The organism is Kordiimonas sp. SCSIO 12610 (assembly GCF_024398015.1).
Taxonomy (GTDB): Bacteria; Pseudomonadota; Alphaproteobacteria; order Sphingomonadales; family Kordiimonadaceae; genus CANLMI01.
This window is the reverse complement of sequence record NZ_CP073747.1, coordinates 2,134,644-2,153,865: the sequence shown is the minus strand read 5'-3', so window position 1 is coordinate 2,153,865 and position 19,222 is coordinate 2,134,644. Positions and strand designations below refer to the sequence as shown.

At 44.3% G+C, this 19,222-nt stretch carries 18 protein-coding genes; 15 read left to right on the top strand and 3 right to left on the bottom strand.

Annotated features, from left to right (window positions below):
- The first annotated feature begins 7 nt into the window (after positions 1-7).
- The 14 genes from KFF44_RS10040 (at position 8) to asnB (ending at position 15,038) form a co-directional block, all read left to right on the top strand.
- On the top strand, positions 8-1,192 hold the full coding sequence (locus KFF44_RS10040; protein WP_255933878.1) for a glycosyltransferase: 1,185 nt from the start codon (positions 8-10) through the stop codon (positions 1,190-1,192).
- Positions 1,193-1,202: 10 nt separating this feature from the next.
- Positions 1,203-2,186, top strand: coding sequence for a UDP-glucose 4-epimerase GalE (gene galE / locus KFF44_RS10035; RefSeq protein ID WP_255933877.1), 984 nt, complete (start codon positions 1,203-1,205; stop codon positions 2,184-2,186).
- A gap of 25 nt (positions 2,187-2,211) precedes the next feature.
- Positions 2,212-2,349 carry a hypothetical protein gene (locus tag KFF44_RS10030; RefSeq protein ID WP_255933876.1) on the top strand — a complete coding sequence of 46 codons (138 nt, stop codon included), beginning with the start codon at positions 2,212-2,214 and terminating at the stop codon, positions 2,347-2,349.
- Between the two features lie 193 nt (positions 2,350-2,542).
- Positions 2,543-3,202, top strand: a complete 660-nt coding sequence (locus KFF44_RS10025; RefSeq protein WP_255933875.1) for an XrtA/PEP-CTERM system exopolysaccharide export protein — start codon at positions 2,543-2,545, stop codon at positions 3,200-3,202.
- A gap of 38 nt (positions 3,203-3,240) precedes the next feature.
- A complete protein-coding gene (locus KFF44_RS10020) occupies positions 3,241-4,869 on the top strand; it encodes an XrtA system polysaccharide chain length determinant (RefSeq protein WP_255933874.1) in 1,629 nt (542 codons plus the stop codon).
- 13 nt (positions 4,870-4,882) lie between these two features.
- A complete protein-coding gene (locus tag KFF44_RS10015) occupies positions 4,883-5,935 on the top strand; it encodes an XrtA-associated tyrosine autokinase (RefSeq protein WP_255933873.1) in 1,053 nt (350 codons plus the stop codon).
- 3 nt (positions 5,936-5,938) lie between these two features.
- Positions 5,939-7,450 (top strand): TIGR03016 family PEP-CTERM system-associated outer membrane protein, encoded by a 1,512-nt coding sequence (locus KFF44_RS10010; protein ID WP_255933871.1) that lies wholly within the window; start codon positions 5,939-5,941, stop codon positions 7,448-7,450.
- A gap of 5 nt (positions 7,451-7,455) precedes the next feature.
- On the top strand, positions 7,456-8,460 hold the full coding sequence (locus KFF44_RS10005; protein WP_255933869.1) for an XrtA/PEP-CTERM system-associated ATPase: 1,005 nt from the start codon (positions 7,456-7,458) through the stop codon (positions 8,458-8,460).
- On the top strand, positions 8,450-9,373 hold the full coding sequence (locus KFF44_RS10000) for an XrtA system polysaccharide deacetylase (protein WP_255933867.1): 924 nt from the start codon (positions 8,450-8,452) through the stop codon (positions 9,371-9,373). Before KFF44_RS10005 ends, KFF44_RS10000 begins: the two co-directional genes overlap by 11 nt.
- Positions 9,370-10,425, top strand: coding sequence for a FemAB family XrtA/PEP-CTERM system-associated protein (locus KFF44_RS09995; RefSeq protein WP_255933865.1), 1,056 nt, complete (start codon positions 9,370-9,372; stop codon positions 10,423-10,425). The genes KFF44_RS10000 and KFF44_RS09995 overlap by 4 nt, the downstream gene beginning before the upstream one ends.
- A gap of 3 nt (positions 10,426-10,428) precedes the next feature.
- A complete protein-coding gene (locus KFF44_RS09990; protein ID WP_255933863.1) occupies positions 10,429-11,649 on the top strand; it encodes a TIGR03087 family PEP-CTERM/XrtA system glycosyltransferase in 1,221 nt (406 codons plus the stop codon).
- Positions 11,646-12,458, top strand: coding sequence for an exosortase A (gene xrtA, locus KFF44_RS09985; RefSeq protein WP_255933862.1), 813 nt, complete (start codon positions 11,646-11,648; stop codon positions 12,456-12,458). Before KFF44_RS09990 ends, xrtA begins: the two co-directional genes overlap by 4 nt.
- Positions 12,427-13,140: an exosortase-associated EpsI family protein gene (locus KFF44_RS09980; RefSeq protein WP_255933854.1), complete on the top strand. Its 714-nt coding sequence runs from the start codon at positions 12,427-12,429 to the stop codon at positions 13,138-13,140. Before xrtA ends, KFF44_RS09980 begins: the two co-directional genes overlap by 32 nt.
- Positions 13,140-15,038, top strand: coding sequence for an asparagine synthase (glutamine-hydrolyzing) (gene asnB, locus KFF44_RS09975; RefSeq protein WP_255933852.1), 1,899 nt, complete (start codon positions 13,140-13,142; stop codon positions 15,036-15,038). The genes KFF44_RS09980 and asnB overlap by 1 nt, the downstream gene beginning before the upstream one ends.
- Position 15,039: 1 nt before the next feature.
- On the opposite strand, the gene phoB is transcribed toward asnB, so the two are convergent.
- The 3 genes from phoB to KFF44_RS09960 all read right to left on the bottom strand — a co-directional run bounded on the left by phoB (position 15,040) and on the right by KFF44_RS09960 (position 18,371).
- Positions 15,040-15,756, bottom strand: a complete 717-nt coding sequence (gene phoB / locus KFF44_RS09970; RefSeq protein ID WP_370691081.1) for a phosphate regulon transcriptional regulator PhoB — start codon at positions 15,754-15,756, stop codon at positions 15,040-15,042.
- A 27-nt stretch (positions 15,757-15,783) separates the two neighbouring features.
- Positions 15,784-16,887: a substrate-binding domain-containing protein gene (locus KFF44_RS09965; protein ID WP_255933849.1), complete on the bottom strand. Its 1,104-nt coding sequence runs from the start codon at positions 16,885-16,887 to the stop codon at positions 15,784-15,786.
- A gap of 131 nt (positions 16,888-17,018) precedes the next feature.
- Positions 17,019-18,371 carry an ATP-binding protein gene (locus KFF44_RS09960; RefSeq protein ID WP_255933847.1) on the bottom strand — a complete coding sequence of 451 codons (1,353 nt, stop codon included), beginning with the start codon at positions 18,369-18,371 and terminating at the stop codon, positions 17,019-17,021.
- A 250-nt stretch (positions 18,372-18,621) separates the two neighbouring features.
- Here KFF44_RS09960 and KFF44_RS09955 point away from each other — a divergent pair, with 250 nt between their 5' ends.
- A complete protein-coding gene (locus KFF44_RS09955; protein WP_255933845.1) occupies positions 18,622-19,218 on the top strand; it encodes a hypothetical protein in 597 nt (198 codons plus the stop codon).
- The last annotated feature ends 4 nt before the right edge of the window (positions 19,219-19,222 follow it).

Sequence of the window (19,222 nt, the reverse complement as noted above, 5' to 3'; positions counted from 1 at the left end):
ATTAGAAGTGGATAATAAGAATATAAAAATATTGCTGTTTTCGAGTTTATTTCCGCATCAATATGAGCCAACATTAGGTATTTTTGTAGAAAACAGGTTAAGGCATTTGGTAGCGACCGAGAATGTCGAAGCCAAGGTGGTTGCGCCCGTTCCATATTTTCCATTTAAGAATAAAATATTTGGCCGCTACGGTCGTGCTGGTGCCGTCCCAAAACGGGAGTTAAGACATGATATTGATATCTATCATCCACGGTTCTTAACGATACCAAAACTGGGTGAGCGGTTTAATCCAACCGCACTCTATAAATCCGCAATCAGTAGGTTAGAAACACTGATCTCAGACGGGTTTGATTTTGATATAATTGATGCGCACTATTTATACCCTGACGGTGTAGCGGCGATGAAATTAGCTGAAACCTTGGGTAAGCCGTTTACGTTGACCGCGCGCGGCAGCGATGTAACCCAAATTGCCCGGCAAGACCCTGTTGCCCGCCAGCAAATTCTTGAAGCGATCGATAAATCATACAAGACAATCACCGTTAGTAGCTCCTTAAGGGAGGAACTGATACAGCAGGGTGCAGACCCTGAAAAAATAACTGTGCTTAGAAATGGGGTGGATACCGACCGTTTTTTCCCACAGGAACGCGATAAGATTAGAAATGACCTGAACCTCACTGGTAACACTATGATTTATGCGGGGTGGTTGATCGCGCGCAAGCGCCTCGATATTGTCTTGGAAGTTACACTGAAAATTCCAGATTTGACGACACTTATTGTCGGTGAGGGCCCGGAGCGAGACAAGCTGGAACAACAGGCTAATGCGTTAGGTATCATGAACCGAGCCGTGTTCTTGGGGCAAAAAAAGCCAGAAGAGATGGCGAAATATTACAGCTCTGCGGATGTATTACTATTGCCATCTGACCGGGAAGGGTGGGCGAATGTCCTTCTGGAAGCGCAGGCTTGCGGAACTCCCGTCGTCACACGTGATGTGGGGGCAGCTGGGGATATTGTGACTAACCAGAATGTTGGCCGCATTGTCGAAGGTGATGACCCAATGGTCATCGCACAGTCGGTTCAAAGTTTGTTATCCAGCAATGTTGATCGAAATTTGGTTCGCGAACATGCATGTAAATACTCTTGGGATGCAACATCGCTTGGACAATATGAAATATTCAGGGATGCTGTGAGCTAAAATGGGGAAAATGCCTGCAATATTAGTCACCGGCGGCGCTGGATATATAGGGGGCCAAACTGTGCTTGCTCTTCTCGATAGTGGCTATTCGGTTATAGTTCTCGATGATTTGTCAACAGGGCAACGGGCGAGCTTCCACTCTAATACCAGATTCTATGAAGGTAAGGTTCAGGATAGATCGCTACTAAAAACGATATTCCTTGAGAATGAGATTAATGCTGTTATGCATTTTGCAGCGTCGATTGAGGTCGATGCGTCCATAAAAGAGCCGTTTGAGTATTATGATAATAATCTAATTGCGACAAACACGTTATTGGATGTTGCTGTTGCGGTGGGAATTCGTGGTTTTATTTTCTCTTCAACAGCGGCGGTATATGGGAATATTGAACATGCGGCGCGTGAGGACATGCGATGCAGCCCTATCAATCCTTATGGTCAGTCAAAACTTTTCGCGGAAAATATTATACGTAATTCATGCGATAGCGCGCAAATGCCATGCGGAATACTGCGATATTTTAATGTTGCTGGCGCAGACGCTGATATGCGGCATGGTTCAATGAACGTTAATGCCAAGCATCTGATTGCCCGTTGTTTTCATGCCTTGGAAAATGAAACACCCCTAGTCGTTTTTGGTGATGATTTTGGTACGAAGGACGGCAGTGGTGTCAGGGATTATATTAGTGTGAATGATCTGGCTGACGCGCACGTTGCGACGCTGAAAAATATATTGGATACAGGCGCTTCACATACGTTGAATTTGGGCTACGGCCAAGGGTATAGCGTTTTTGATATTATTCATGCAGTTGAAAACGTAACGGGGAATAAGCTTATGGTGTCCGTTGGTAAGAGGCGAAAGGGTGACCCCGCTTCGGTTACGGCGGATACAGCCAAATTAAAAGAAACGCTTAATTGGTCGCCAAAGTATAATAATCTGGAAGATATCATCGAAACAGCATATCGTTGGTATCGTTCAGTTTCTGTTAAGACGAAATGATAATAAAGGAGCCAAGAGTTAGAGTATGCTTGAAACACTATACTATATTGGTTTCTGTTTGCTGATTATTTTTGTGATTGTTTATAGCCTTAAATTTGACGATCACTTAGAATTCCATACAGATGAAATCAAAAAGCAACGCAAGAATGCTGAACGATTTTAACGCAGCGTTTAGCAGTCATATAGGTCACTGAATAACGATCTGAAGATTGTTAGTTGTAAAGTGTCTTATATTGATTAAAATTGTATGTAATTTTGTTAATAAATTAGTATCAAGTTTTTATTTATATTAGATTTTATGAGTTTATTGTAACGAATAAAAGAGTTTCATCCGGGCGGTGAAATTGGAGGATTAGATGAAGTTTTCAATCATGTATTTGGTTCGAAAGTCAAAACGATATTTTAAGACTGTTACTGCGCTGATGATTTCATCGTTTATCGTTGCAGCATGTGGTTCTGGATATCCTGAACTTCCTCCTGCACCTTTTGTTCCACCTGAGGAAGGACCTGGCGAAAATTATTTAATTGGTCCACGTGATGACCTTGAAATTTTCGTATGGCGTAACCCTGAGCTTTCACTCGGCATCACAGTGAGGCCCGATGGTCGCTTTTCAATGCCGCTTGTGGAGGATTTGCCAGCAACAGGTAAAACACCAAGTCAGCTTGCGCGTGATATTGAAGCAAAACTTGCTGACTATTTGCAGCAACCAATTGTAACCGTGATTGTTCGCGGATTTGTTGGGCCGTTCTCACAGCAGGTGCGTGTAGTTGGTGAAGCGACCAACCCGCAGTCAATAGCTTACCGTGCAAATATGACGCTCTTGGATGTAATGATCGATGTCGGTGGCTTGACCGAGTTCGCAGCTGGCGACAGGGCGACTTTGGTACGCTTTGAAAATGGTCAGCAGAAGGAATATTCGGTTCGGATCGAATCCTTGATAAAGGACGGCGATATTCGTTCGAACGTTAAAATTCTTCCAGGCGATGTTCTCATTATTCCAGAGAGTATTTTTTAAACCCAACAGTTTTGTTGATTTGGTGATAGTGTAGAATAATGGCAACTTCCCTTGGCATACATGAATTAACACAGCGATTAACAGCCGCTGCCTACGGCATTTGGCGTAAGCGTTGGTGGATGTTAGTGACTGCATGGATCATTTGCTTGCTAGGTTGGGCGATTGTGCTCGCGATGCCATATAAGTACCAATCTTATGCACGTATTTTTGTTGACGCAGAAACACTATTGCCTTCAATTGCGCGCAATCTGGGAATTGATGTTGATGTTACGAGACAAGTTGATGTCGTTCGCAGAACCTTGGTTACGCGCAACAACCTTGAGAAAATTATTCAACGTATCCTCAGTTTGGAAAAGTTGGCGACAACGGAAGTCGAGAAAGACGAGTTAATCGCTTACTTGCGTCAAAACATTAGGGTGAGCTCTTTGGAAGGTGGTTTGTTCCGTATCCAGTTTGAGATCGATGAGCCACGATTGAATGACCGTGAGCGGGCTGATGTTGCACGGTTGGTTGTTGTGAACTTGGTTTCTTATTTCCTTGAACGGAATTCGGAAGAGGGCCTTTTGCAGACAGCAAGTGCGGAGGGCTTTATCGCCGAAAGGGTCGAGGAATATCAAAAACGACTTGAAGAATCCGAGCGTCGACATGCAGCCTTCAAACAAGACAATCTTGAATTTTTGGGTGGTCAGGGAAGTTTCCTTTCGAGGTTGGAAGACAGTAAAAATAATTTAAAGCTGACTTTGAATGCGATTTCAGAATTGAATGCGACGATTGACGCGTTGGATGAACAAAGAAGCAGCGTTCCCCCAACGTTGCGTGAACCAATTTCCGCGAGAAATGGCGGCAACAGTGCGGCACGCGACCCGCTTGAAGAACGTATTGCTGAGCTTGAGAAGCGATATGATGATTATAAGTCGATTGGCTATACTGACCGTCACCCTGATGTTGTAAATGTGACGCGTCAGATATCTACCTTGAAAGAGCAATACGAAGAACAGCGCCGTGCGGTTGAAGAAGAATTGAAAAATACTGCTGAAACAGGTGCGAAATCCAATTTGACCATTGAAGTCCCCAATAAGCTTTATGAAAGCCTAAGCCTTGAGTTAATTACCAAGAAAACAGAGATCGCTGCCTTGGAAAAACGCCGGGATGATCAAAGCGAATTGATCGCACAAATGGAAGAAAAAGCGAAACGTGTGCCGGAAATTGAAGCGGAAGAACAACGCTTAAGCCGTGATTATAATTCTATTCGTCAACAGTATAATGAATTTGTCAATCAGCAGCAGGATTTGGAAATCCGCCGTGGTGTTGAAAACTCTGGTGATGCGGTTGCCTTAAACGTTGTTGAAGAACCAACACGCCCATCGAGGCCAAGCGGCCCGCCAAGGCTTCTTTATATGGTGGGTAGTCTTTTGGGCGGTATCGTTGCGGGTATTGGTGTCGCCTTCATGATGTCGCAGTTGAGGCCAGTGATTATCACTGTTGAACAATTGCGTGCACAATTTGATTTGCCAGTGTTAGGCAATGTCACAAAAACGCTTAGTGATGAGGAAAATCGCAAACGTAGTATTGAACTGGTTTTCTTCGTCGGGACGAGTTTGCTCTTGTTTGGAACTTTTGCGGCTCTTTTGGCATTCGATTTTCTCGGCGGTCCGAGTTTAGGATAAGTGGGGATCATTCATGACTGATAAGCGAGAAGAAAAGAAAGCATCACTCCTTGAACGTGCAGCAGAAAACCTGGAGAAACCATCGTCTCTCAAACAGGTTAGCGAGAAGCCAGACCCTAGTGCTTTATCGACAGATGCAAATACAAATGACGATTTATCATCGTTTCGTGGTTTAAGTGGGTCAGGTGCCAAAAACGCTCAGCAAGTTTCACCGCAGCCTGATGAAAATGCTGATGATGCATCTGATGTCGATAATGATGCAGTAACCAAAGACAAAACTGCCCAAAAGGCCGAAGCTGATCCTCAAAAGAGTTCTAACGATCAGGCAAAATCAAAGGCGCAAGATATCGACCTTCTGGCCCTAAGGGACGCTGGTTTTATCACACCTGATATGCCACCCAACCTAATGTCGGAAGAATTCAGGATTATTAAGCGCAGCATTTTGTTAAACGCTTTTGCAAAAGGAAACGAGGACAAGAAAAATAGCAATATTGTTCTTGTGACCAGTTCAAGCCCTGGTGAAGGAAAAACCTTCTCGGCGATTAATTTGGCACTATCGATTGCAACCGAACAGGATGTTACAGTTCTTTTGGTTGATGCTGATTTCTCCAAACCTGAAGTGTTGAACAGGTTAGGGGTTGCCGGCGGAAAAGGGCTTATGGATGCAGTTGCTGACAAGGAAGTAGACCTTGGTGACTGCTTGGTAAGAACCAGTATTCCAAATCTTGTGCTTCTACCAGCGGGGCGCCAACACAACTTAACGACAGAACTTCTTGCCAGTGACCGCATGGAAAAAATGGTGAATGAGTTATCCAGCCGGTATAATGATCGGATCATTATTTTTGATAGTCCGCCGGTTCTCGCAAGCTCCGCCGCGTCAGTGTTAGCGCTTTATATGGGACAAACCGTATTCGTAATTGAAGCTGAGAAAACAACAGAACCACAGATTAAAGAGAGCCTGAATATGATCAGTGCTTGTGAAAACATTAATCTGGTTTTGAATAAAACCCATTATAGCGGCAGCAATAAAAAATTCGCGTCCTACTATGGATATGGTGGTAGATAACCCGTGCAGAAGGAAAGCAGGAATTGCCGATTCTCTAGCTATCTGAAGCAAAGCTGTGTTTTGCTTGCCTGTCTTGGTGCGTCTCAATCTGTATGGTCGCAAGATGACGATGATACGAAACGTCAGCAGGATTATGCGATTGAACCCCGCCTTGAAGTTGGTGCAACCTTCTCTGATAATGTAAACCTTCAGGAAAATGATCGGGTTAGCGATTTAGTACTTCGTGCCTCACCGGGTATTAACCTTCGCGGTAATGGCCGCCGTTTCGAGGGCTCCCTTGATTATTCAGCAGATTTTCTTTGGTTCCTGAACGATGGCGATACTGATATTCGACACAATCTCTTTGGTTTGGCGAATGCCGAGGTGGTCAGGGATCATTTTTTCCTGTCAGGGCGGGCGACTATTCAGGAAACGTTCCTTGACCGTGAAGAAGGATTTTCGGGTAATATTGCGAACAGAAGTGCGAACCGACAAGTCGTGCAAACCTATACGGGGGAAGCGCGTCTTCAGGGCCGATTTAACAATGTTGCCAATTGGTCAATCGGTTATGAGTTGGGGTTAACATTTAGCCCCGCTGATGACCTGGATAATGAAAACCTCAGCACTTTCTTCTCTGACTCTGTTTCGCATGAAGTGACGGCACTGGTAGACTCTGGCGACCGATTTAGTAATCTACGGTGGCAATTGTTTGCAAATGCTCGGCGGGTTTCAAGATCAATCGACGAAGCCGGAAGTTTTCGGGACGACCGTGCTGGCGTTGACCTGACCTATAAGCTAACGCGTGAGTTTGCCCTCGTTGGATCGGCCGGTGTTTCAAATAACGATTTCAATATATTCTTATTGGATAATGACGGTTTTTTCTGGAACTCTGGTTTCCTGTGGACACCAAGCGACCGATTAACGCTTACTGCGCGTGCGGGTAAGGACGGTGAACGGACAACAGTATCTGGTAGTTTCTTTCATCGCCTTAGTAAAAGGGTGAATATTGAAGCGAGCTATACTGACGAATTATCAACAAACAGCCTGATTTTGAACGACAATCTGGACACCTTTAATTTTAACAATCAATTCGGTATTGTTGACGGTAATGGGCGTACGCTGAATAATATTGATCCCAGCTTTACCTTGTCTGATGTTGATTTTCGCAGACGTTTCGGCCGTGTGCGCTTGGAATGGTTCAGAAAACGGACAACATTGTTTGTTACTGGCGATGCTGAGTGGCGAACCTTTGATAATAATACCGGTACAGCAAGAACCTTGGGCGGTTCTGTTGGGTATGATCGTAACCTTGATCGCAAGACAACCCTTCGGGTGGCGGCCAGTTACCGCCGTACAGAGTTTGAAAATTCCGCGCGTGTTGATAATTTTATTTTAGGATCGGTTTCTTGGACGCGCCGCCTTTCACGACATATTAATCTTTCTGTATCTTATAATTACTCTGACAGGTTATCAAACGAAGCAGGGCAAGATATTCGGGAAAACGCGGTTTCTGCTTTCATCAGAGGGACGTTCTAACGCGCATGTACGAGAAATTTTATAATTTAAACGCGCGACCTTTCCAGTTAACGCCGGACCCTAAATTTTATTTTAGTTCGCGTACACACAAAAAAGCGATGGCTTACTTAACCTATGGCCTTCATCAGGGCGAAGGGTTTATTGTTGTCACTGGCGATATCGGTACAGGGAAAACAACGCTTCTAAGGCACCTTTTCAATACGCTGGACCGCGACGAATATGTAGCTGCAATGCTTGTCAGTACGCAGCTTGGTGGTATTGGTTTGTTGCGCGGTGTGGCCTCTGCATTTGGGTTGAGTGCTGAGGGTGATAAAGGGCATCTATTGCTCAGGATAGAGCGTTTTCTTCGGGACAATTATAAAAATGGCAAGCGGGTTCTACTTGTTGTTGACGAGGCCCAGAATTTATCAATTTCTGCACTTGAAGAAATGCGAATGCTTTCAAATTTTCAGGAAGGTGACAATGCATTGCTGCAAAGCTTCCTTGTTGGTCAGCCTGAATTTCGGGATATTATTTTTGGTTCGCCAGAACTTGAGCAACTTCGTCAACGTGTGATCGCAACCCACCATTTGGGGCCAATGGAAAAAGAAGAATTGGCTGACTATCTTGAACATAGATTATCCCTTGTCGGCTGGAAGGGAGATCCGGGTTTTACGGTTGATGCTGTGGCGGCCATTTATGACTATGCGGCAGGCGTACCGCGCAAACTGAATACCCTGTGTTCACGGGTTATGCTTTTTGGTGCTCTTGAAGAATTGCATGAAATTTCGGGTGAAACTGTACGCGCTGTTATCGCTGATATGAGTAGCGATACAGATTTCGAAGAAACGCAAAGTTCCTCAAGTCATGAAACGCAAACTGTTGACTTGCCAGAGGGGCAATCTAGTGGACGTTTGGATCAGTTAGAGACAATCATTACGCAACAACATCAAATGATTGGCCAACTTACCAAAATTGTTGAAAGACTTGTTGATCAAAATTCGCGCACCGAGGCGCCAGATGAACAATGACGCGCCATTAATTGAAACGTCTATTCAAGAAATAGCCGATGATATTGTCTATGATCATCGTCATGTTTTGTCGATTGATGTTGAAGAATGGTTTCAGGTTGGTGCGTATGAGGCTGTAATTCATGAAAACGAATGGGCAGATAAAGAAAGCAGGGTCGAATATCAGGTCTCTCTACTCTTGGATATTCTGAGTGCCTATAACGTAAAGGCCACTTTTTTTACGCTTGGATATGTGGGGGCACGGCACCCTGATATCATTAAAAAAATTGCCTTATCGGGGCATGAACTTGCTTGTCATGGCCTTGATCATAAAAGACTATTTAACTTATCAAGCGACGCATTTAAGCGCGATACCCACAAAGCAAAATCAATTCTTGAGGATATCTCTGGCAAATCGGTCATAGGCTACCGTGCACCCAGTTTTTCGTTATCAGAGAATGTATGGTGGGTTTATGAAGACCTTGCTGAAATGGGTTTCTCATATTCTTCGAGTATATATCCAGTTGAACATGATCATTATGGGATGCCGGCAGCACCCAAGCGGCCCTTTTTCCCAAACGCCGGGTTGGATATACTCGAAATTCCAATGACGACATATAAACTTATGGGTAAAACACTCCCAGTATCCGGTGGTGGGTATTTCCGTTTATTGCCATATTTTTTGGGGAATCGGCTCTTCAGAAAAGGTGCTAACCAACAAGCGACACCCGGCGTGTTTTATACGCACCCTTGGGAATATGACCCGGATCAACCAACAATAAAACAGGCGCCCTTTAAATCTCGTTTCCGGCATCATGTCGGTCAAAATAGTATGGTGCAAAAACTTCATAAGCTCCTTAGAGACTATGAATGGGGCACCATGGAGGATGTGATTTACCGTCCAGTGACAGATCAGTATGGGAATAAGCCATGACAGTATCTGTTCGTGAAGCAAATGACCGTGATAAAGCGGGATGGGATGCGTTTGTGGCTGACCACCCTGATGCCACCTTTTTTCATAATTATGATTGGCGGCATGTGGTCGAAAAAGGGGCAGGGCATAAATGCATCTATCTGATTGCGGAAAAGGCAGGCGAGGTTTTTGGCGTTTTGCCGCTAACGATTAGGAACAGTTTGCTCTTTGGAAAGGCAGTAACGTCATCGATGTTTGCTGTTTATGGTGGTCCGCTGGCTTATGATCAGGCGCATTATGATACATTGGATGCAGCAGCGACAGATATCGCAAAACGCATGGGCATTGATGTGATCGAATATAGAAACCAGCGTGCACGGCATGACGGGGAACAATATGCAGCAGCGGGGTGGCAGATTGACAGGGGAAAATCCGCGACATTTGTAAAGCCGATAGTGACAGATAAGGAACAAAGAATGCTCGCGATCCCGCGCAAGCAGCGTGCGGTCGTCAGGAAAGCTTTGTCTGCTGGATTAACGCTTGAGGAAACGAACGACCTTGATGTGTTTTATGCGCTTTATGCTAGCAGTGTTCACCGATTAGGAACGCCTGTTTTCCCCAAGAAATTATTTGAAGTGATTTTAGATATTTTCGGCACGAGTTCTGAAATGTTGATTGTGCGAAACAATGAAAATACTGCTATTGCTAGCTTGTTGAATTTCTACGGACGGAACAGCGTTTTACCATATTACGCGGGATCAGCAGAAGGGCATCGCACATTTGGCGCACATGATTTTATGTATTGGCATACAATGGAACGTGCGTTAGAGCGCGGTAAAACATTGTTCGATTTCGGGCGTTCTAAAATTGATAGCGGGCCCTATAAATTCAAAAAAAATTGGGGTTTTGAACCCACACCGCTTGAGTATGAATATCTATTGCTTGGTGATGCGAAACTTCCTGACTTGTCTGCCGGTAATAGTAAATACGGACTGATGAGTAACCTTTGGAAAAAACTGCCACTTGGCCTCGCGAACCTAATTGGTCCGTATATTTCGCGGCATTTGGGGTAAGCTATGGCAAATATTCTATTCCTGGCGCACAGAATTCCCTATCCCCCCAATAAGGGGGATAAAATCAGGTCATGGCATATTCTCGAGCATCTTTTGAAATCCCATACGGTACATTTGGGGTATTTCATTGATGATAAAAAGGATATGGTTCACACATCCTTTTTGGACGAGCATGCAGCCAGTATGCATTTTGAACTGGTCTCTAAACCGGGTCAGCTTTTAAGATCACTTCGTGGATTTGTAACAGGTAAACCTCAGTCAGTTGTGGCCTACCCACAAGCCAAGATGAAGGCATATGTACGCGAACTGTGTATTACTCAGGAAATTGATCTTATCTATGTTTTCTCAGGCGCGATGATGGAGTTTGTTGATAGCGCATTGGAGTTTGATATCCCCTATGTTGTTGATTTGGTTGATGTGGACTCTGCCAAATGGGCTGACTATGCACGCACAAGCATTTTTCCCTTATCAGCACTTTATCACCGTGAAGCAAAAACATTGTTACGCTATGAAGAACACGCTGCAAAGAAATCATGGAAGACATTTTTCGTAAGTTCAGCAGAGGCGGCATTATTCAATAGGCTAACCAATGATAGTCTTGAGGATAAAGTTGATGCTCTCACAAATGGTGTGGACTTAGAGAAATTTGATCCCGAAAACTATAAGGAAGCCAAAAGTGCTGATACGCCTGTTGTGCTGTTCACAGGTGCAATGGATTACAAGCCAAATGTTGATGCCGTATTATGGTTTGCGAGCAGTATCTGGCCGTATGTTTTAGAGAAATACAGCGAGGCTATTTTCCGGATTGCTGGCGGCCCGGTTGCATCCGAAGTTAAGAAACTTGGCAGTCAGTCAAATATACATGTTACGGGCTACGTGGAAGATATGGCCCAAGAGATTGCGAAGGCTGATGTGATTGTTGCTCCTCTGCGAACGGCCCGCGGGATACAAAATAAGGTTTTAGAGGGCATGGCGATGGGAAAAGCCGTTGTTGCAACCACCCTTGCTAACGAAGGCATTGAAGCGATATCTGAAAATACGATTATTATTGCTGACGATGAACACGCTTATGCTGACGCGGTTCTTGAATTTATTGAGTACACGGAGAAGGCACAGAGAATTGGCAAAAATGCGCGTAATTTTGTTGAAGCGGAATTTGCTTGGGTCCGAACCTTTGCGAAGCTCGATAAAACTATTTCAAACCTTTTGAAAGAACCTGCATGATGAAAGGCCCGCAAAAGCATTATCTGCTATTTATGCTGGGTGTGATTGCGCTTTGCATTGGCTGGTTTGATAGCCTTGGGCACCTTTTCCATATTATATGGACTGTCGATACTTTTTCACACGGCCTGTTTGTACCCTTCATATCTGCGGCTTTGATCTGGAGCAGAAGGACTAGCCTTAAAAAGATACCTGTGGGCTATTCATTGTGGGGATGTGTAGTTCTTATGGTAGCTACCATCCTTTGGTTGATGGGAACTGCAGCGGAAGTTAGGCTTTTTGAGCATATTGCCCTCGTTCTTGCACTTCAGGGAATTATAATTTCTGCGTTTGGGGTCAGATTTTATAAAGCGATTTTATTCCCGAGCCTGTTTCTTTTCTTGATGATCCCGTTTGGGCAGTCGATTGTTACGCCGTTACAATTGATAACAGCAGAAATGGTGATTGCGTCACTGAATTTGCTGGGTATTGAATATCAAGCCGAAGGTGTGTTGATAACACTGTCCAGCGGCCTTTATGAGGTGGCGCAAGCCTGTGCAGGGGTGCGGTTTTTCTTCACGAGTTTGGTGACAGGTGTACTTTTGAGCCATTTGGTGTTTGAAAGTGTTTGGCGTAGAATTGCTATTCTTATCGCATCTATGATTGTGCCGGTTGCTGCGAATATTGTCCGTGTTCTTACAATCCTATTGATCGCTGAAAATACAGATCAATCTTTCGCAAAAGACGTCGATCATATTGTTTATGGTTGGGGGTTTCTCTCGGTTGTTCTGGTTATCCTGATTGCCGATTGCATATCGGTTTTCGGATATTGACCTACGAGCGCAAAAGACGGGGCGAGAAAATGTTGGTAATTTACCGGATGACCAAAAGAAGCAAGGCTTTGCTTACCTTGTGATTATATTCGTTTTTTTACCAATAGTTTCAGGACTATATACGTCAAAGGTTGATGAAGCCCCAAAGGCTGAAATTCAACTATCATCATTAATTTGTGACGATTGTGGTTATCGTCAGCTTGAAAATTCCACCATTACATATGTACCAAAATTTTTTGAGTTAGATGATATGCAATCAGCAACACTGCGCCGGGGCGCTGATTTCATATTTGCTTTCAAGGGTGGATACAGCGATCAATCGGGTAGTAAAAGCCTACTTGGTTATTATGATACATATTTGGTGGATGGTTGGCAGTTAATCCCATCAAATAACGAGGTGAAACATCAGATTGGAGATGTTCAATATGATGAGAAAACCTTATGGCGCGGCGATGAACGCTTGCTGGTATTTTATAGTTATGAAATTGGTGGGAAGTGGCCTGGAAACAGCGATTGGCAGGTAAAGCTATATAGTGCGATTGCACGACTAGGTATAGGCAAAGCGCCAGCGTCAGTTATTGTTGCTGCGACAAAAATTGACGATAATACCGAGTACGCGCGCTCGGTTCTGACGCGTTACCTCGCTGAAGTTAATATTGATCACGCTGAGGGGGCTTTCTGATGTGTGGCATAGCGGGCATAATAAATTTATCTGGGGTACAATCGTCAGACCATAAGACCGTAAAAGCGATGGCGGATGCGCTTACGCACCGAGGGCCGGACGGCGAAGGTTTCTATCAGGATAAATTTTCAACATTGGGACATAGGCGGCTTTCAGTGATTGATGTCGAAGCGGGTCAGCAACCAATGCTGGATGCGTCCGGTAGATATGTGATTATTTTTAATGGTGAGATTTATAACCATCAAAACCTGCGGGAAGACCTTATAGATTGTGGTTACGTCTTTAAAACCCAATCAGATACAGAAGTTCTCTTATATGCCTATATCGAATGGGGTAGGGAGTGCCTCCATAAATTGAACGGTATGTTTGCCTTTGTAGTTTGGGACACAGAAGAGCAATCCCTTTTTGCAGCACGGGATAGGCTCGGTATCAAACCCTTTTATTACGCTGAAGTTGACGGCGATAATGGTTCGAAGAGTTTTGTGTTCGCATCCGAGTTTAATGCGTTACTGTGCCATCAGGGAATTACCCGAGATATTCGCCCTGACGCACTGGAAGACTATTTGGCACTTGGATATGTGCCTGACCCAAAAACAATCATTGAAGGCACAAGCAAGCTATTACCCGGGCACAGCCTGGTCTTTAGTAAACAGTCCAAAGAAGTTCGGATAGAAAGATATTGGAACCCTGTTGATTTCTTAAAAGAAGGAACAAAATCGAATACTGGTATCTTTGAGCGAATTGAGCGTGCTGTAAAAAGGCGAATGATTGCCGATGTTCCGCTTGGGGCATTTTTATCTGGCGGTGTAGATTCGTCCATTATCGTAGGTGTAATGAGCGCAAATAGCACGAAACCAATCAAGGCAAGTACAATCGGTTCGAATGATCCCCGATTTGATGAAGCGAACCATGCCCGCGATATAGCCAAGCATTTTGGTCTGAAGCACGAGGTTAAAACCATCAATTCCCTTCATGGTGATGTCCTCGATAAAATCATCGACCATTTCGGAGAACCATTTGCTGACCACTCTGCTGCGCCCACCTATGATGTCAGTAAGCTTGCTCGGGAAAAGGTTACGGTTTCCTTGTCTGGTGACGGCGCTGACGAATTGCTCGGCGGTTATAGGCGCTACAGGATGCACTTACTGGAAGAGCAAAGTAGACGATTAATCCCACTTTGGTTACGGCGGCCCGTATTTGGTTTCTTGGGACGCGTGTATCCAAAACTCGATCGTTGGCCGCGTTTTCTTCGCGCGAAATCAACATTTGAAAGTTTGGCCAAAACCGATATTGAGGCCTATTTCAACAGCGTTAGTAAATGCGCAGATCGTGATCGGTTAGGCCTCTATACACCAGCGATGAAAACCGCATTGAATGGCTACCATCCGGTTCAAACGTTTCAAAAAATTACGGATCAAGTGAATATTGATGATCCTTTTCGGCGGGTTCAGATGATTGATCTTCTAACCTATTTACCTGGTGATATCCTGACCAAGCTAGACCGCGCCAGTATGGCCTGTTCGTTGGAAGCCAGAGTCCCTTTTCTCGATCATGAATTTGTTGAATGGACACTGGGGCAAAAGAGCCATTCGTTTTTCAACAAAGGTAAGGGTAAGGCGCCATTACGTGGGGTTCTGGACAGGCTTGGAATTGCGGACATTTTTAAAAGACCAAAACAGGGTTTTGTTCTTCCCGTCGCAGATTTGCTGAGAACTGACTTGCTGGCAGAAGTGAAAGATCTAGCAACAAGTGATGTCTTGAAAGCAACAGGGTTGATAGACCTTAGTGTAGTTGAAACTTATGTGTCAGAACATTTGGCAAAGAAAAAAGACCATCAGCAAATACTGTGGTCTCTTTTAATTCTGGAGCGCTCGCTTATGAGGCTTCAAGTATCCTGATCTATCGTTTCTTATCGAGCGCGTAACCTGCTGACCTTACGGTTCGGATATAATCAGGGTCACCGTATTCATTCATTGCCTTCCTCAGACGTCTGATGTGTACGTCAACGGTTCGTGCTTCCACATAAATATCATGGCCCCAGACCGAATCTAATAGTTGTTCACGGGAGAAAACACGACCGGGATTTTCAATGAAATGGCGCAGAAGGCGATACTCGGTTGGCCCCAAATGAATCGGATTTTCGCCGCGTGTAACACGGTGTGCAACATTATCGAGTGTGATGTCTTCAAACGTCAGGCACTCAGCAGCGAGGGCAGGGCGAACACGCCGTAGAACAGCGTGGATGCGAGCGATTAATTCCTTCGGAGAGAACGGTTTCGTGACATAATCGTCAGCCCCAGTTTCCAGTCCGCGAACACGGTCCGGTTCGTCAGCGCGAGCCGTTAGCATGATAATTGGTACATTCGCTGTCTTATTGTTCCTGCGCAGGCGTCTGCAAATTTCAAGGCCTGACAGGTTTGGTAGCATCCAATCAAGCAGAATAACATCTGGGGTCTGGTCTGTTGCCAAAATAAGGCCTTCTTCCCCATCCTTTGCTGTTTCAATGGTGAAGTCAGCTTTTTCCAGATTGTAACGAACAAGCTCTGTGATGCTTATATCATCTTCGATTAAAAGAACTTGAGTTTTCACGTTTCTCACTCCTAGAAACTCTGCCATTTGAGAGTTGTTTATTTAGTTGAATTTCTACTGTAATGTCGTTGCCGGGATATCAATATCCCGTTTCAGAGTTCTCATTTTTTCCAGCGTTTCGACCGTAGCGTTTCGATTTTTGATACTAAGCGGTATTAGGCCTTCTTTCGCCAAATATCCATCATCGCCAAAGGCTGCTTCACTGGTTAATTCATTGATGTAAGCCTGCAATGCGTCTGAGGATTCCATCCGATCTTTTTTGATATAAAGATATAATGTTCTGGAAATCGGGTAATTACCGTTTTTAATATTATCGCTTGTTGGCAATTGAGGTTTAGAGCCAATATGCGCTATAGGGATTGCTTGTAAGATCGCGTTATTTCGATTGAGGAAATTGAACCCTATAATTCCAACCGCAGTATCATTGGTTTGCAAGCGCTGGATGATAAGGTCATCATTTTCGCCGATTTCAGTATAAATACCGTCGGTTCTGATTTCACTGCATTTGCTGGCTTGTTCTACTTCACCGGCGTCGCCCTCAGAAGCGTTCAAGCAACCCTCAAATAATACTAATTCATCAAATGCATCCCTCGTACCTGATGTGGCAGGAGGGCCAAAAAAATGTATTGGTTCCTCAGGCAGTGAAGGGTTTATTTCATTCCATGTTTTATACGGGTTATCGATCAGGATTACGTTACCATTGCTGTCCGTTGATGGTAATTTTGCGGCAAGGGCCAGATATATATCTTTGAGCGAAAGTGCCATATCGCTCGCAAGTCGTGACCGTGTTAAACCGATACCGTCATAGCCCAATTTAATCTCAATAATTTCTGAATGAGCATTGTTGAAGCAAAGTTGGATTTCGCTGGTAAGTATGCGTCTGGAGGCCGTAGCAATATCAATCGAAATGTCTGGGGTATTGCTGCAAAACTGAATGATGCCTGCTCCCGTGCCCGTTGCTTCGATAGTGGGATAGGCATTCCCTGTTTTCTCGGTATATTCAGTTGCGACTTTAGTGACAAAAGGAAAAACCGTTGAAGAACCTGCAATGTGAATTTGACCTTCCTCAGGTTGAACAAACGCAGATTGAGCAAGCAATGCTGAAGGCACAAGAATAGAAGTCAGTCCTAAAGATATAATTTGCTGCAAAAGGTTCAAGCAAGGTCTCCATAAACTTTGGCAAATAAACTTAGTCTACTCAGAGCATTATTGTTAATAATTCAGGTATATGACACGGATGTGACGATTATTACAGTATAGCTACAATTTTGTTACATGCACTATATCGTTTAATCATTCCTGTTTTCAGCGCTTACTGCGTTGCTATCTTCGGTAATGGCGCTGCTTTTTTGATCTGTACCATTACTATCTGGCTCTGCTATTTGAAGGCGGAAACTGAAGCTTGTTCCTTCACCGACTGTGCTTCGAATGTTGAGTTGACTATTATGGCGCAGCAATATGTGCTTCACAATTGCAAGACCAAGGCCTGTTCCGCCCATTTCTCTCGAGCGGGCTGTATCTACTCGGTAAAACCTTTCGGTCAGTCGCGCAAGGTGTTCTGGTGGGATGCCAGGGCCCTCATCGCGGACAATAATTTCTATATGATTGCCGTTGTTTCGTTGGGCAACAATATGAACCGTACTGTCCTGATCTGCGTATTTTGCTGCATTGGTCAAAAGGTTTAGAAGAACCTGAGTGATCTGGCCGGTATCTAAAATAGCCAGAGGTAGATCTGCCTCAAATTCTGTACGCAAAGTAATTCCGCGTTTTTCTGCCAGTTTTTCAATAGAATCAAGAGCATTGCCAATGATCAATTCTACCTTAGCGGGCGTTTCCGGCGCCTGGTAGCGTGCCATTTCAATTCTTGATAAGGATAATAGATCATCAACCAAAAGCACCATCCGGTCAGCTTCTTTTTGCATGATGCCGAGGAACCTATGGTGTGCGTCTAAATCTTCTTTGGCTGGGCCTTGCAGTGTTTCGATGAAACCCATAAGGGACGTCAATGGCGTTCTGAGTTCATGGCTTGCGTTTGCGACAAAATCAACCCGCATTTGCTCAGTTTTCAGAAGGCTTGTAACTTCATAAAAGAAAATCGTTGCCTGATGATTTTCCGTACTGTTGTCCGGTTTGATAGGGGCGATTGTTACATCAAAACTTCTTTCGCTGTTTGATGTATAGCGGATGAAACTATCATTTTCTGTATCAACTTCGCCGTTCAAGGCTTTGGTAATGGCATCAATGAACTTAGGCTGGCGAAGAAACAGTGATATGTCTTTGCCGTTCAATTCGTCATCTAGTAATTCTTTCGCACTGTCATTGGCGAACAATATGCGCCTTTTGTGATCAATCAATAGAGTTGGTGAGGGTAAACCGTTTAGGGCATGCGTCCTCAAGGACATAATGCCTTCTTGTTCTATGCGTCGATCGTTTTGCGCTGTTTTTCTTTTCTTTTTTAATGTTCTGCGGCGATATTTCACTTCCATTTGAAACAGAATAAAGGCCGCGCTCAAGCTAAGAATTACAGTTGCGAAAAGATCAATATGATTAAAAAACCACAATAGCGCCATTACGATTACGATAAAAACAAGCGCAAGGCGGGCACTGATTTTTTCGCGAATTTTTGCAAGAGTTGTCGCCATATGATTTATCTCGGTTGAATAACTATCTTCAGGGTATCAATCTAATTCGTTACTGTTAGATTAACCATAAACGAGCCCATTAATCGATATTTGTTGCATTAATATGAAGTTATAGAAGGAATTTTGTGAATATTCACGTTACATTAAAGAAACTGTTATAAATAAACTGAATAGCTTTGTGAAAATTTATAGTTGCTGTACACTAAACATAGTAAATCTATTACTGAGTATGACTAAAGGCTGATGATCATTGCAAAAGAATGAAACAAATCGTCCAAACGCTGAGCATGGAAATATGTCTGAGGAAGAACGTCGCCTGAAGGAGCGCCGCCGCGTTTTACAGTTAGGCGTTGCCGGCATGCCAATGATGCTAAGTCTGCGCGCATCGGCGCAGTCTGTTGCAAATTCTGCCTTGGACTGTACAATAACTATCCCACGCGGGCTGGTTATTCTGGTGAACTCAGACGGGGCAGCCTGGGTTACCGACCGCGTTAATATTCGTAATAACCGCGTCACTAATGGCCGGGTCCGCAGAATTCAACGCCGGGCAGATTATGTGTTCCCAGAGGGTACAGTACCAGCGCAATATCGCCCACGCGAATGCGATGATAATGGCAATGGTCCAAATGTAACTTTGGATTGCCAGTATGTTATTTATCGCTTTGATAATAATACGACCTTTGAACCTGGCCAGTTTGTAGATTCAACGGGTCAGTTCAATGTATCTGGTGATACTGGGCTTTATCTGGTTCTTGCTGCACGGTTTGCAGACCAGGGCGGGGCAAACAGTGGTTTCCCAGGCGTGTCATGCCTTGTGTCCATTCTTGATTTTGTCAATCAGCCATAAATTA